The organism is Geobacter sp. (assembly GCA_009684525.1).
Lineage (GTDB): Bacteria > Desulfobacterota > Desulfuromonadia > Geobacterales > DSM-12255 > Geoanaerobacter.
The window spans coordinates 924,464-939,006 of sequence record WKKR01000001.1 but is presented as its reverse complement, the minus strand read 5'-3'; the positions used below and the strand labels follow the sequence as shown (position 1 = coordinate 939,006).

Annotated in this window: 9 protein-coding genes; 2 read left to right on the top strand and 7 right to left on the bottom strand. The window is 58.1% G+C overall.

Translation table 11 applies throughout. The annotated features are described in order from the left end of the window. Nucleotides 1–489, bottom strand: a complete 489-nt coding sequence (locus tag GJT30_04145) for a hypothetical protein (protein ID MSM38799.1) — start codon at nt 487–489, stop codon at nt 1–3. 1,030 nt (nt 490–1,519) lie between these two features. On the opposite strand from GJT30_04145, the gene GJT30_04140 reads away from it, so the two are divergent. Next, nucleotides 1,520–6,508, top strand: coding sequence for a CxxxxCH/CxxCH domain-containing protein (locus GJT30_04140; GenBank protein MSM38798.1), 4,989 nt, complete (start codon nt 1,520–1,522; stop codon nt 6,506–6,508). Between the two features lie 394 nt (nt 6,509–6,902). Next, on the top strand, nt 6,903–7,607 hold the full coding sequence (locus GJT30_04135; GenBank protein ID MSM38797.1) for a hypothetical protein: 705 nt from the start codon (nt 6,903–6,905) through the stop codon (nt 7,605–7,607). A gap of 91 nt (nt 7,608–7,698) precedes the next feature. On the opposite strand, the gene cysA is transcribed toward GJT30_04135, so the two are convergent. From cysA to mnmA, 6 genes are all read right to left on the bottom strand, one after another. After that, nucleotides 7,699–8,766 (bottom strand): sulfate ABC transporter ATP-binding protein, encoded by a 1,068-nt coding sequence (gene cysA / locus GJT30_04130; protein ID MSM38796.1) that lies wholly within the window; start codon nt 8,764–8,766, stop codon nt 7,699–7,701. A gap of 18 nt (nt 8,767–8,784) precedes the next feature. Then, the gene (gene cysW / locus GJT30_04125; GenBank protein MSM38795.1) at nt 8,785–9,636 is read right to left on the bottom strand and encodes a sulfate ABC transporter permease subunit CysW; all 852 of its coding nucleotides are present in this window, start codon (nt 9,634–9,636) and stop codon (nt 8,785–8,787) included. A 16-nt stretch (nt 9,637–9,652) separates the two neighbouring features. Further along, on the bottom strand, nt 9,653–10,546 hold the full coding sequence (gene cysT / locus GJT30_04120) for a sulfate ABC transporter permease subunit CysT (GenBank protein ID MSM38794.1): 894 nt from the start codon (nt 10,544–10,546) through the stop codon (nt 9,653–9,655). Next, nucleotides 10,509–11,519 carry a sulfate ABC transporter substrate-binding protein gene (locus GJT30_04115; GenBank protein MSM38793.1) on the bottom strand — a complete coding sequence of 337 codons (1,011 nt, stop codon included), beginning with the start codon at nt 11,517–11,519 and terminating at the stop codon, nt 10,509–10,511. The genes cysT and GJT30_04115 overlap by 38 nt, the downstream gene beginning before the upstream one ends. Nucleotides 11,520–11,826: 307 nt before the next feature. Then, entirely contained in the window at nt 11,827–13,386 is a 1,560-nt protein-coding gene (locus GJT30_04110; GenBank protein MSM38792.1) for a GTP-binding protein, read from the bottom strand. After that, nucleotides 13,373–14,506 (bottom strand): tRNA 2-thiouridine(34) synthase MnmA, encoded by a 1,134-nt coding sequence (mnmA, locus tag GJT30_04105; protein MSM38791.1) that lies wholly within the window; start codon nt 14,504–14,506, stop codon nt 13,373–13,375. Before mnmA ends, GJT30_04110 begins: the two co-directional genes overlap by 14 nt. Nucleotides 14,507–14,543 lie beyond the last annotated feature (37 nt).

The window sequence follows — 14,543 nt, the reverse complement described above, 5'->3', positions numbered from 1 at the left end:
CTATTGTTCCTGTGCCTTCTGATAGATGTATTCGTAATTGCCGGGGACATCTACCTTGTCGGTAATATCCTTAACAAAGGGGCACCAACTCCCCTCTGGGCAAGAAGGCGCATTTGCAACCCGGTAAATATGTCTCGGCTCGGCAACAAATGAGAGCGGAAGACCTTCTTTACCTCCAGCAGAGATTTCGTTCCATCCTCCTGCCCCTCTTGTTTGTTGCCAATAGGAAGCTCTGATCGAGTGTTTGCCCGTAGGGATTTCAAATATCCCGCACCAATTTCCATTGCTGTCTTCTATTGCAGACTTGTTCTTCCCATCAATGCTTTCAACATAATTTCCATACAGTGATCCTATTAGATATGCTGTATTGCTTCTCTGTAATACTGTACCAGTGTGTGTGTTACAGGTAGGTGGTTTGACACAGGATATAACACACATGCTAATAATGAACGAACACGCAAACATAATTATATATCTGGTCTGTTTCATAGTTTAAGCTCCTTTTAATTGAAATGACATACCGTTATAAACGAAGGCTAATGCATTTTATTTATAAAAATCACTGACAATATCGTCAAGCAAATGCCACCGGCAAATAATATTCGCATAACCAGGTACTCTCTCTCACTTATGGACTCCAATGACCTGAGAAGGCGCCAAATTACACAAATCAATACAATCAGAGGTCCCAGTCCGCCGATCAGCATTATAGGATTTTTCACTACCATATCCATGACTGACTCCCTGTTTTTTGGATGAATTCGATGAAGTCTATTCTCTGTTGGGCGTACATATTCTCAACACACAGTCTGAGCGCACGAGTCCCTCGAAGATATACAATACATTGATGACTGTAAATTAAAATTTTCAATGAGTTGATAAGCGATGAACCGGTAACCAATCCGGCATGTCACACAGTATCAGACCAATCTATCAGGTTGTGAGGTCGGACGAGTCGCTGCTGACTGCCGGAAGAGGTACCGTTTCCGCTCCGGTCTCCGCGTGCTGTAGCAATTTCCGGGACATGATCCCTCAATTATCCACCCTGCCTGAATCATTCAGGTATTCTGTAATGTGATCCCCGCAGATTCTCGTATCTTCCGGAATAATCGACAAAATTCCCCTGTACACCTTAATTTTATCTTGACCTGCCCGATAAGGAAAAGCAGTTAATGAAGATAACCATCGATTCGCTGGTCGGCCGGAGGTGTGGCTGCTGGTCTTGATGGGAGCCGGTGGCGGGCAGTACGGATTGGCGGGTTGTTTCATTAGCGAAAGGTTACGGAATTGTCATGTCATGACGTGCATCGTGCTGTTATTTAACAGGAAATGTTCAGTTTTCGACGCGGGAATGTGAGGGCTGCCGGTGAAGAACATGTAATTCCCGTTGGTTATCTTCTGTGAGGGGAAGGCATGTTTATTGCTCTAATGAATTCTAATGGAACGATAAACCGAATGATTACCCTATGCATGACGGTTTGACAGTTAAAAAACTGCATACAAATAGCATTAGCGCACTATGAGGTGCATCGGGGGAGCAAAGGTGCGAATGATGAGATTCTCGGGGAGAATATCCTTTGTCATTGGTTCGATCTTCCTTTTGTTGGCAAATCCGGGTGCCGGTTTTGCCCAGTTTCAGTGCTTCGACTGCCATGGCTCCAGAACTCCGGTCGATTACCGGCCTCTCGATGCACAGTATCGCAACATCACAACGGGCGGTTTCCCTGGCAATCACCGCCGCCATATTGCCGCACCGGGTAATCCGGCCTCCTGCGAGGTCTGCCACCCCGGCAGCGCAAGCTATACCAACAGCCACCGCGACGGCCTGATCCAGGTCAACTCCAACATCAATGCCTCCCCGGCCATCGGTCGATACAACAACTCCACCGCAGCGTTTCCCCAGACTCCCACCCCGGTATTGGGGACCTGTACGAACATAAACTGCCATTTCGAGACAGTAACTCCCCCATGGGGATCGCAACCGTTCAGTTCCTCGAGCGACTGCGCCAAGTGCCATGCCGCGCCGCCTGTCGACGGCAACCATGCCATCCACGACGCGTTCTATGGCCCCGGTGCTTCCTCCTGCAGCAGGTGCCATGCCGACCATGCCGGTGAGCCGTCCCCGTTTGCCCATGCCACGAGCGCCGGGAGGAGGAGTCTGGTCCTCAAGGGGTTCAGCTATTCCAAGCCGGGGAACATCGACTATCCCCATTATCTCCCCAGTCAGACCGCTGCTGCTGCGCGCAATGGCGTCTGCAGCACCATAACCTGCCACGGGAACACATCGGCGGCATGGGGAAGCGGATCAGCCTGTCTCGACTGCCATTCCGTCGTCCAGGGGAACCGGGCGGCAATTGCGCCGCAATTCGGGGCCAACTCCCACCATATCCAGGGGACGGTCACCAATGCGCACTGTTTCCAGTGTCACTGGGAAGCGAACAGCGACGGGAGCATCAACAGGACCTATCACCACGCCGGGACACCCGGCGCTCCGGTGGAGCTGGTCATCTACGGGGCAGGGGCCAGGCCGGTTGCGTACAGTGCGGGAGTAACGGCAATCCAGTACACGGGCAACGGCAGTCGGACCGAGATGCAGAAGCTGAACAGCCACTGCCTCGGATGCCACAGCGACCAGAACAACGCCACCATGCCGTTCGGCGACGGCAAGACCCCGCGCCAGTACGCCTGGGACGGCACCAGTGTTGCCGCGCGTTATGGCCAGACCGCCACGACGACCTGGGGCAAGTATTCCACAGTCACCAATGCCGCCCAGAAGCGCATCCGCAAGGCGTACTCGGCACACGGCAATGCAGCCGGCAACAAACGGGGCTGGAACAGCGCAACCGGCGTCGACGGTGCCATTGCCGATACCAGCAGCGGGGTGAATGTCCTCTGCTACGACTGTCACAACTCCCACGGTTCGACGGTCAACGGCACCACCACCCGCTACGCGAGCGCCACGGTAAACGGTGGGATACTGAAGAACACGATTGCCGGCCAGGGGGGCTATGCGGTTTCCTACCGGCCCTATACCGGCGGGAGTACGCTGACCAAGGACCTGCGCAACCCCGGTGCCAGCCTCTGTCTCGATTGCCATCAAAAACAGACTGCCGCAACAACGCCCTGGGGATATTCCGCCACGTTCGGGGCGCAACAACCGGTTCTCGGCTACTGGGATTCGCCGTTCATGGGGTACAGCACCAGCGGTGCGGAGCAGAGATTCCCGTTCAAGAAGAGAAACAGCACGAAGGGGGGGCATTTCGGTGCATCCCTGTCGCTTTCCACCAGCCCCATGGGTTCCATCGACGGTCTCTGTACGCCCTGTCATGATCCGCACGGCGTCAGCCCTACGCTCGGGAGCAACCAGCAGTATGCGGTCCCCCTGCTCAAAGGGACCTGGGTCACCTCTCCCTACAAGGAGGATGCGCCTCCGGGATCGAACGCCTGGCTGACCAATTTCGCCGGCTATGGCGAAGGGGTGCAGTACCATATCGACCAGAATACCTTTGGCTCCGGCATTCGGGGAACCGTGACCGGCATGACCCAGACCGTGGAACAGTCTTCCGGCCTCTGTCTCGGCTGCCACCCGAAGAGCAGCCTGACCGCAACGGCAAGTCCGGCCAGTCCCAACCCCTGGATGAGCAAGAACAGGGTTCATGAAGCGGTCAAGGGGTGGAAGAGCTCAGACAGCACGGTGCAGCACAACTATTCCTGTTCGAAGTGCCACTCGGCTCATACCAGTTCCTTCCTCCCCAGGCTGATGGTGACGAACTGCCTCGACAGCACGCATAAAGGGCGCACGGGGTACAACACCGCTCCGGTCGTATCGGGATCGAGTTCGGGCGATGGCGGCAGCGGGAGCGGGCGGGTCCCCGGCAGTTATGGCGGTGGCGGGTACGAGGATTTTGGCGACGGACTGCCTGGTCTCGCACCGCCGGGGGATGTGGGTGTGGCATGTCATGAGAGTGCCACGGCAAACGGGTATGGTTCCAACGGCACCAACCAGGCGTGGAATACGGTAACCCCCTGGATCGATACGACCCCGGCGATTACATCCGGACCGACTTCGGCTTCAGGCGGTCTGCGGCTGTTCATGCACATGGACGAAGCCGCCTGGAGCGGGGCTGTCAACGAGGTGGTGGACAGTTCGGGAGTGGGGAACAACGGTACCGCTTTCAATGGCGCAACCACGGTCAGCGGCGGCATAAGCGGCCGGGCCGCCAGCTTCAGCAATTCGTATGTGACGGTGAGTTATTCGTCCGGCGTCCCACCCATGGACAGCTTCACCATCGAAGCCTGGATCAAACCGACCGCAACCCATCAGATCGACCCGGAAGCCAATGCCGGGGTAGCCGGCACATATGGGCAAAAATACCTGTTCAAACCCGACCAGAGGGGGGCTGCGAACGGCGGTGCCGGGATATCGGTCGGAACCAATGGGGTTTCCGTTTACGAGCATGGCGATAATTATCTGGCTCCTCTGGCAGTCTACAGCGGGGCGATCAGTTCTACCCAGTGGACGCACCTGGCGGTGGTCTATGCGGGCAGGCAGCCGAGCATTTACATCAATGGCTCACTGGTGAGGTCCGGACTCCAGTCGCTGCGGTCGCACGTGTACGCTCCCCAGGCCATAGGGGCCGGTGATTACGGGTATTACTCCGGTCTGGCCGATGAAGTGGTGATGTATGACCGGCCCTTGTCGGCAGCAGAAATCCTGTCGCACTCTCAGATGAATTATACCGACCTCTGCAGTAGCGCCGAGGCGACCATCAACTGGACGACGAACCTCAACTCCAGTTCCTACGTGGATTATGGACTCACGGCGAGTTACGGTTCGACTGTCGGCAGCGACCAACTGGTTACCAACCACAGCGTGCAGTTGCCGAATCTTGCCAGCCAGACCCAGTATCACTATCGGGTACGCTCAAAAAGTGTTGCCGGGGTCGAGACTGTTTCCGGGGATTACCTCTTCCTGATGGGGTTCTGCAACAGCGGGTCGGTAACACCTCCCCCCGCGCCGGTTCTGACGGGACAATCCACCGGCTACGTGATCGGGACCGGTGTCACGGCAGGCATCACATTCGGTTGGAGCGGCGTCACGGCGCCGGATAGCGATGCGGTGCAATACATGGCAGAAGTCAGCAGTTCCGCCAGCTTTGCCACGATAGCTTACAGCTCATCCTGGCAGGCCGGGACCTCCTGGACCCAGGCGCTGCCTGCCGGCACCTGGTACTGGCGGATCAAGGCACGCGACAGTGTCCATACCTGGGCACTGTCCACCTCGGCTACGGGCAGCTTCGCCATCGTCGACCGGACGCCGCCGGCAACGACCCTGTCCGCGCAAGTGACCAGTTACGTCATCGGCAGCGGTGCCACCGCGAATATCGCCTTTGGCTGGAGCAGCGTCGTTGCTCCGGATGGCGATGCGATGCAATACCTGGTTGAGGTGAGCAGCAGTTCCGGCTTCGGCGCGATAGCCTACCAGTCGGCCTGGCAATCAGGGACCACCTGGAGTCAGAGCCTGCCGGTCGGCACCTGGTACTGGCGGGTCAAGGCGCGGGACAGCGTCCATGCCACGGCGCTTTCCTCATCGGCCACGAACAGCTTCGGCGTCGTCGACCGGACCCCGGCAGTGCCGACGCTGATCCATAACGAGGGGGCCGGGACCAACGGCGCCACCATCGCCTTCCAGTGGAACGCCGTGGCCTCCCCTGACGGCGATGCGGTCCAGTACTTTGTCGAGGTCAGCGATTCATCCGGCTTCTCGACTATCCTCTACAGCACGCCGTCCTGGCAGACCGGCACCGGCTGGAGCCAGACAATGCAGGTGGGAACCTACTACTGGCGGGTGAGGGCGAGGGACAGTGTTCATGCCACGGCCGTTTCCGCAAATTCCGCAACCGACAGCTTCAGTATCGTCACGACAAGCACCCAGACCTGGAGCACGCCCGGTTCCTATACCTTTCTCGTGCCGGCGGGAGTAACGACGGTTACGGCCAAGGTCTATGGCGGGGGTGGGGCCGGCGGTCTGGAGGACAATGTCTATAACCAGGAGGCCGGTGCAGGCGGCGACTATGTTTCGACACCGATTGCCGTCACTCCCGGTTCCCAACTGACCATCTACGTTGCCGGCGGCGGTGCCACGGCCAGCAATTACGATACCACGCCGGGCACCGGCGGTTCGGGCTATCACCCCGGCGGGACAGGCACTTATGGCGAGGCGAATGGCGAGGCATGGTCCTTCGGTGGATCGGGTGGCGGCGGGTCCAGTGCGGTAACCCTGTCAACCACCCTGCTGGCCGAGGCTGCAGGGGGGGCCGGCGGCAGGTCCTCCGATTACGATGATTATGACTACTGCTATGAATCAAGCTGCGGTTTTTATTACGGCGGGACTGGTGGAGCCGGTGGCGGCACCAACTATCCGGCAGTCACGACCGTGGGTGGTGGCGGTGCAGGCGGTTACTACGGCCAGGCCGGTTCCGGCGGCTCGGTCACCATTGTCTGGTAAAGAACGGGCTGCCAGTGCGCGCCCTGGAAACGTCGATCCGGGAGGGGGTGAATCCCTATGAAAAAGAGGTATGTAACACCGCGGGTGGTGGGAAGCGCAACCGTGCACCCCTGCTGACGGAGCTGACTCAGCCAATGCCCCTTCTGCCAAGGTTCCCTTGTGGAAACCATTGTCGGCAAAGGGGCAGGGGGCCAACCCGAACGCCTGTTTCATCGTGAAGAACACCGCTGGTTGTCATCATTTCAGCGTAGATCCCGGATGACACGACTTCCCTTACGGTCAGGGGGAGTGATAGTGTTGCCCATTCGGGCCGTGGTTGCTTGCATTCGGCATGCAAGGCAGTTAAGCTTTGGTACGGCAACATGCCCTGAAACCACCCATCCCGGAAGCGATCATGAAACTTTGTATTATCCTCGCCGTCAAGGACCCGAAACGGCAAGCTGCGTACCGCGAAGCCTTCGAAGAATATGCCGACTGCGTGGTCGTGGATGCCCTGCGCCTGATCCCCGGCCTGACGGGAAAGGCGGCGTACCACGGCATCCTGATTGACCTGCCGCTGAACGTCAGGGCCACCTACCTGGAAAAACTCCAGATCTCGGATTCTCTCGCGGTCATCCCCAATGCCATCCTGAACCTGAGCCCGAAGAGCGGAGCCATCAAGCTGCTCATGGCAGCGGGAGGAGACGGCTCGGCCTCAACGCTGGCCCAGTTCATCTCCCTCTGTACCGCCACGGTCCCCAGGATCGTCTATCCTCACAACCGGGTCCCCCTGAACCTGAACGCCCTGCTTTCACCCGCGCCGGCATTCGGTGTGGATGCCGAAAAGGCCTTCACCATGAACGTTTCGGAAGGGGGTTGTTTCCTTGCGACTCCTGCCGGCCGATTTCAGCCGCAGGAGACCGTCTGGATCGATTTCGTGGGGGTAGATAACCGTGCGACAGTGAAGGGGAGGGTCTGCTGGCGGCGCGAATGGGGCGCGGCCCATGCGGCGCCCGGCATCGGCGTCTGTTTCGAAGCCATTGACGTGGCACTGCACCGCGAACTCATGGTCCTTGTGGAGCGGACCAAGGCGGAGAGCAACAAGCGGCTTTTCGTCTGATCTTCGACAAGCACCCCCTGCCCGAGATTGGCGTCACGCGCCGGCGTACCCACCGAGAAACGGCCCTGCGTGTCTGCGCCCGGATTCCCGCTCAGATCTGGTAGTCTTCCACGAAGAGATGCACCTTGCGCGGCCGTGCGTAGACCCTTTCCCCGATGCTGAGACCGAGGCGATCGGCTGTTTCGCGCGGCAATTCCGCCTCGACTTCTTCGTTGTTCGTTGCGAGGTGCAGACTCACCCGCACCAGTGGTCCGACTGCGTGCAGGGAGCGGACCGACGCCTGCAGGGCGGCAGCGTCCGAACGGGACCGTTCGATCTCGATGTCGTGCGACCTGACGTAGCCGATCGCCGGCGTGTTGTCGGCGTCGGCATGTTCCGGAGACGGAAGTGCCATCCCCCCCAGCACCGCTTCCCCCTGGTGCACCCTCCCATGAAACAGGTTGACGCTGCCGAGAAAGTCGAACACGAACGGGGTGGCCGGATGCTGGTAGACCGTGTCGGGGGACCCTTCCTGTTCGATCCTGCCGCTGTTCATGACCACGATCCGGTCTGCCACTTCCAGGGCTTCCTCCTGGTCATGGGTGACAAAGACGCTGGTGATATGGATTTCGTCATGCAGACGCCGCAGCCAGCGCCGCAGTTCCTGTCTGACCCCGGCATCGAGTGCCCCGAACGGTTCATCCAGGAGCAGCACTTTCGGTTCGACCGCGAGCGCCCTGGCCAGCGCCACCCGCTGCCGCTGACCGCCTGAAAGTTGCGACGGATACCGGCTGGCGAGGTTATCCAGCTGGATCAGCCTGAGCAGGTCGTTGACCTTTTCCCTGATCTCCGCTTTGTTGGGACGTTCGCTACGTGGCTTGACCTGCAGACCGAAGGCGATGTTGTCGAAAACGGTCATGTGTCGGAATAGGGCATAGTGCTGGAATACGAAACCTATTTGACGTTCCCGCACGTTCTTGCTTGCTGAGTTGCCGTTGAAGAGAATTTCACCCGCGTCCGGCGATTCAAGACCGGCAATAATCCGGAGCAGGGTTGTCTTGCCCGACCCGGACGGGCCGAGCAGCGCCACCAGTTCACCCGAAGGTACCCGCAGGTTGATGTCGCTGAGGGCCTTGAAGCTGTCGAACGATTTTGATACGGAGTTGATCTCGATACTCATCGGTATGTCCCTTTCGTTCTAGCTGTCCGACAACTGTCGGCGCAGCTTCCACTCTGCGGCCGTCTTTACCGCCAGGGTCGCCAGCGCCAGCAGGGCCAGCAGGGATGCAACGGCAAATGCTGCGACGTAGTTGTATTCGTTGTAGAGAATTTCGACCTGTAGCGGGACGGTGTTGGTTGCACCCCGGATATGCCCCGAAACGACGGAGACGGCGCCGAATTCTCCCATTGCCCTGGCGTTGCACAGGATCACTCCGTAGATGATGCCCCAACGGACATTGGGAAACGTAACGCGGAGAAATGTCTGCAAGCCCGTTGCGCCGAGCGTTATGGCAGCCTCTTCCTCGTCCTTTCCCTGAGCTTCCATGAGCGGTATCAGCTCCCGCGCCACAAATGGGAAGGTGACGAAGAGTGTTGCCAGCACGATCCCCGGAACGGCAAATATGATCCGGATATCCCTGGGGTACAGCCAGCTGCCGAACCACCCCTGCAATCCGAAGAGCAGGACAAAGATCAGACCCGAAATAACAGGGGAAACGGAAAAAGGCAGGTCTATGAGCGCGGTCAGCAGGTTCCTGCCAGGAAAATCGAATTTTGCGATTGACCATGCTGCGCAGATGCCGAAGACAAGATTCAACGGGACGCTGATGGCAGCCGCAAGCAGGGTGAGACAGACGGCTGCTCTGCTGTCCGGATCTCCGAGCGCAGTCAGATAGACCTGCCATCCCTTTGCCAGGGCTTGGTCGAATACTGCTGCCAGGGGTGAAATCAAGAACAGGGTCAGGAAGAAAAGTGCCGCGGCGATCAGCAGTCGCCGTGTCACTGCCGGTTCCTGCCGCATCCTGTTGCCATGGTTCGGTCTCTGTCGCATGGGGCTGTCCTTGCCGTTACGTTGCATATCTGCGGCTCCATCGCTGAATATGGTTGATGATGAGGAGCAGCGCGAACGATGCGGTCAGCATGACCGTGGCTAAGGCTGTCGCACCGGCATAGTCGTACTGTTCAAGTTTGGTGACGATCAGAAGCGGGGTCACCTCCGAAACCATGGGCATGTTGCCGGCGATGAAAATCACCGAACCGTATTCTCCGACTGCCCTGGCAAATGCAAGGGCAAATCCGGTGATGATTGCCGGCAGCATTCCGGGGAAAATCACGCGCGAGAAGATCTGCCAGCGATTTGCCCCCAGGCATGCCGCTGCTTCTTCAATCTCCTGCTCCAGCCCTTCCAGAACTGGCTGTACCGTACGAACCACAAAGGGGAGGCCGATGAAGATCATTGCGACCAGAATGCCCAGCGGGGTGAAGGCCACTTCTATCCCCATGGGTGCCAGCAGCCTGCCGATCCAGCCGTTTGCCGCGAAGATGGTCGCCAGGGTTATGCCAGCCACTGCTGTGGGGAGTGCGAATGGCAGGTCGATAAGAGCGTCTGCCAGTCGTCTGCCCGGAAACCGGTAGCGGGTGAGAACCCAGGCCACCAGAGTGCCGCAGACGGCATTTACCGTTGCTGCCAGAAGGGCGGAGCCGAAGGTGACCCGATAGGATGCCATCGCGCGCGGCGAAGTAATCGTACCGACAAAGTCCGGCCAGGATAGGGTGGCGGTTTTGCACAGAAGAGATGAGAGAGGGATCAGAACGATCAGGCAGAGGTAGAAGATTGTATAGCCGAGCGCAGGTCTGAACCCCGGTAGGATGCTGTTACGATGGGTGGCACGTTTTGTCATGATGTTTCTCCTCGGGACCGTTCTATTTCCCGGCTGAATAGATCCGGTCAAACAGGCCATTGTCGGCAAAATGGGTCTTCTGGGCGTTTTGCCAGCTGCCGAAAATTCCGTTGACTGTCACCAGTTTCACCTGCGCGAAGGCCCCGGAGTATTTCCTTGCCACAGATGGATCGGTTGGTCGATAGTAGTGCCTTGCCACGATATCCTGCCCTTCGGGTGAATAGAGGTACTGGAGATATGCCTCAGCAACTGCACGCGTTCCCTGTCTGTCTACCACTGCATCGACCAGCGCCACCGGCGGTTCAGCCAGAATGCTGATCGAGGGGACGACGATTTCAAAGCGATCCTTCCCATGTTCCCGTGCAGCCAGAAACGCCTCGTTCTCCCACGCCAGCAGCACATCCCCGATACCGCGCTGGACAAATGTAGTTGTTGCCCCGCGTGCCCCGGCGTCGAGGATCGGAACGTTGCGGTATAGCCTGGTGACAAAATCCTGTGCCGTCCTCGGATCGCCGTTTTTCAGGGTTAAGCCGTAGGCCCAGGCAGCCAGGTAGTTCCAGCGCGCACCTCCGGAGGTCTTGGGATTCGGGGTGATGACGGAGATCCCTGGGCGTACCAGATCGTTCCAGTTCCTGATCCGTTTCGGGTTCCCCTTGCGGACCAGGAACACGATGGTCGAGGTGTAGGGTGAACTGTTGCGGGGAAGCCGCTGCTGCCAGTTTTTGGGGATCAGTTTAGCCCTGGAATGGATCTCGTCGATATCATTGGCCAGGGCCAGGGTCACGACGCTCGCCTCCAGGCCGTCGATTACCGCCCTGGCCTGCTTGCCCGAGCCACCGTGTGACTGGCGGATAGTCACTTTTGTACCGGTCCTTTTCAGCCAGTAGGCACTGAAGGCCCTGTTGAAGTCCTGGTAAAGCTTCCCGGTGGGGTCGTACGAAACGTTCAGCAGGGTTGTTTCGGCGCTGGCAAGTCCGTGAACGGGCAGCAGGGCGGCGAACAGTGTGACGGCAATATGTCTGTAGAGATTCATCGTTTCCCTGTCCGGAATAATCTTATTGTCCCATCAACTATGTAGTCTAAAAAGGTAAAATAAGAGCCTACGAAGCGCAGATCGACACTGCAGCATATTTCGGAGAAGGGATAATCCCTGGCCAAGCCGGCTGTTGATTCGCTGATGATAGGTGTGCGATACTGCTCCCTTTTTTTGTACATGTGTGATTTCTCCCTTTCTCCGGAAGTTGAGAGTACTGGTTCTGAAGACGACGCTACCTGAATGCTTCCGTCCGATTGGGTCAGTCGCTCGCTTCCGCCGGCTCGTTGCATGGTGACGCGAGTACTCATGGCGATACGGTGAACTCGGGGTCGGCTATCTTTGCCGGTGACATACGTGAGAGAAACAGTGCCGCACCACTTCGGTGGCGGCTGAATTCCAGATACAGGTTGTGCTCGTAGGCGATCAGTGCCAGAGGTTCGACCTGATGAGGGCTGCGCAGCTTGAAGAGAACCTTGTTTCCAGTGGTCAGGAAGTCGAGGAGATAGCTGCCGATGGAGAAAATGGGCTTATCCGGCTCCTGGGTCAGGTCGACCCAGCTCCCTTCATCGTCTTGAAAGAGTCGCTCGTCTATGTTTATGGTACGAACACCGGCCATCCTTTCGGCATCGATGGCACGGACAATGCCACCGCCACCTATCTGCAGGTTAGTCTCTATGACAAAGCGGCCGAGTGCCGCATTGTCGCTGTAGAGATCGGCAGCCAGTGGCGACTTGAGGGCGAACAGCACCGTCCCTACTTCGGTGGGGAGAAGTTCCGTTGCATGACGCTCACGAAGTTCCAGAGTCGACGAATCGAGCCGTTCCTCGATGGCTGCCACTGTCGCAGTCACCTCGGCAGTTGCCAGCTTCAAATTAACCGTGGCACCGGTCTTGAGATGTTCTGGCGCAAGCCAAAAGACGCTCGCCCTGAGCTCATTCCCGACTCCTGCAGGGGTCTGGCTGTGGCAGAGCAACTCGCCACGTTCTATGAACAGTTCATCCTCGGTAGTGAAGCCGACGCAATCGCCTGCCAAGCCCTGGCCGAGTTCAGGTGCCAGCCATTGCTCCACGCTCCTGACCCGTGAAACTGCACCAGAAGGGAGGAATACGATGCTGTCGCCGGTCCTGATCCTGCCACTCTCGACGCGGCCTACATAGAGACGTCGATCGTCCCACTTGTAGACATCCTGGACCGGCAGCCTAAGGGGGAGGTTTCCGTCGTCACGAATCCTGACGAATGCATCCAACGCCTCCAGGATGGTAGGACCCTCATACCAGCGGGTGTGACCCTGCCGCTGGGCGATATTTTCACCATCACGGGCAGAGATGGGGATGACACCGGTCGGTACCAGTCCAACATTGTGGAGAAAGGAGCAGATATCGCTTTCCACTGAGCGGAAGGTCCGCTGGTCATACCCGATCCGGTCGAGTTTATTCACTGCCACGACCACTTGCTTGATACCGAGAAGAGAGAGGACATAGGCGTGACGTCGGGTCTGCTCACGTACCCCTTCACCGCCGTCCACCAGAAGGATGGCGGCATCGGCGCTGGCCGCTCCGGTGATCATGTTTTTCAGGAATTGCTTGTGTCCCGGTGCATCAATGATCTCGTAGGAACGGCTGGCAGTGGCAAAATAGGTGGATGCCGTGTCGATAGTGATATTCTGCTCGCGCTCTTCTTCCAGTGCATCCATCAGATAGGCGAATTCGAATTCCCGCCCCTGTGCCCGGCAGGTCGCCTCGATCTCCCGGTAACGACTTTCAGGGATGCAACCGCTGTCGTAGAAGAGCCTGCCGATGAGGGTTGACTTGCCGTGATCCACATGGCCGACGATGACGATTTTCAGTGTTTCAGAGCTCTGCATGTTTCTTCTCCTCGTCTGTATTACTACTGGTCCGTTCTATCCAACCTCCTCCCAGCATGGTGGCATCGTGGTAAAAGACAACTGCCTGTCCGGGGGCGACGGCCTTGACCGGGGCTGGAAGGCTGACGATGGCACGGTCAGGGGCAACGATGCGTATCCGGCAGTCGACTGGTGAGAATCGGTACCGGGTCATGCAGGTAGCCGCAAAACTCTTCTCTGGCGGGGAAACGATCCAGTTGACCGAGGTAGCCGACAGTGCAGAGATGAAGAGCTTGTCTTCCGTTCCAACCGTGACTGTAGCGGATACCGGGTCGATGGCCGTCACGTAGAGCGGTTGTGCCTGCGGGATGCCAAGCCCTTTGCGCTGGCCTACGGTAAAGCGGTAATACCCGTCGTGATGTCCCAGGATCTTGCCGCTGCCATCAACGATGGGGCCTGCCTTTCCTAAACCCCGTTCACGCCTGATGAATGCGGCATGGTCACGGTTCGCCACGAAACAGATATCCTGGCTCTCCTTTTTGGCGGAGACCGGGAGATTCTTCTCATGGGCTATCCTCCGCACCTGTTCCTTGGTCATCTCCCCGAGAGGGAAGAGAGTATGCTGCAATTGACTCTGTGTCAGCGAGAACAGCACGTAGGACTGATCTTTGGAGCGATCTGCGGCTCTCATGATGTGAAAGCCCGCCAGTCGGTCGCGCTGCTGCCGCACATAGTGGCCTGCGGCCAGATAATCGGCACCCAATAGCCGGGCTTTCTCCAGCAGAATCCTGAATTTCATCTGTTCGTTGCAGCTGATGCACGGATTCGGTGTGCGGCCATTCAGGTATGCATCGATGAACGGCTCCACCACCAAGGTACGGAATTCCTTTTCCAGGTTGAGGACGTGAAATGCGATTCCCAGCCGGTCTGCTACCCGCGCCGCATCCATGACGTCCTCAAGGGTGCAGCAGGGCCGGTACGAGCCCGGCAGGGCAGCTCCGTTGTCCCCTTTGTCCCACAACTGCATGGTGATGCCGATGACATCGAATCCCTGGGATACGAGGAGCGCCGCTGCCACCGACGAATCGACCCCGCCGCTCATGGCCACCACTACCCGCCTGTTTGAACCGTTTCCCGACATGCTTGTCCTTTATCTCGAAAGTGACTTCGAAGCCCGG

Excerpts from the sequence above, each read along its gene's own strand:
- GJT30_04145 (MSM38799.1), bottom strand. The coding sequence starts at position 489 with ATGAAACAGACCAGATATATAATTATGTTTGCGTGTTCGTTCATTATT.
- GJT30_04140 (MSM38798.1), top strand. The coding sequence starts at position 1,520 with ATGAGGTGCATCGGGGGAGCAAAGGTGCGAATGATGAGATTCTCGGGG.
- GJT30_04135 (MSM38797.1), top strand. The coding sequence starts at position 6,903 with ATGAAACTTTGTATTATCCTCGCCGTCAAGGACCCGAAACGGCAAGCT.
- cysA (MSM38796.1), bottom strand. The coding sequence starts at position 8,766 with ATGAGTATCGAGATCAACTCCGTATCAAAATCGTTCGACAGCTTCAAG.
- cysW (MSM38795.1), bottom strand. The coding sequence starts at position 9,636 with ATGCGACAGAGACCGAACCATGGCAACAGGATGCGGCAGGAACCGGCA.
- cysT (MSM38794.1), bottom strand. The coding sequence starts at position 10,546 with ATGGCCTGTTTGACCGGATCTATTCAGCCGGGAAATAGAACGGTCCCG.
- GJT30_04115 (MSM38793.1), bottom strand. The coding sequence starts at position 11,519 with ATGAATCTCTACAGACATATTGCCGTCACACTGTTCGCCGCCCTGCTG.
- GJT30_04110 (MSM38792.1), bottom strand. The coding sequence starts at position 13,386 with ATGCAGAGCTCTGAAACACTGAAAATCGTCATCGTCGGCCATGTGGAT.
- mnmA (MSM38791.1), bottom strand. The coding sequence starts at position 14,506 with ATGTCGGGAAACGGTTCAAACAGGCGGGTAGTGGTGGCCATGAGCGGC.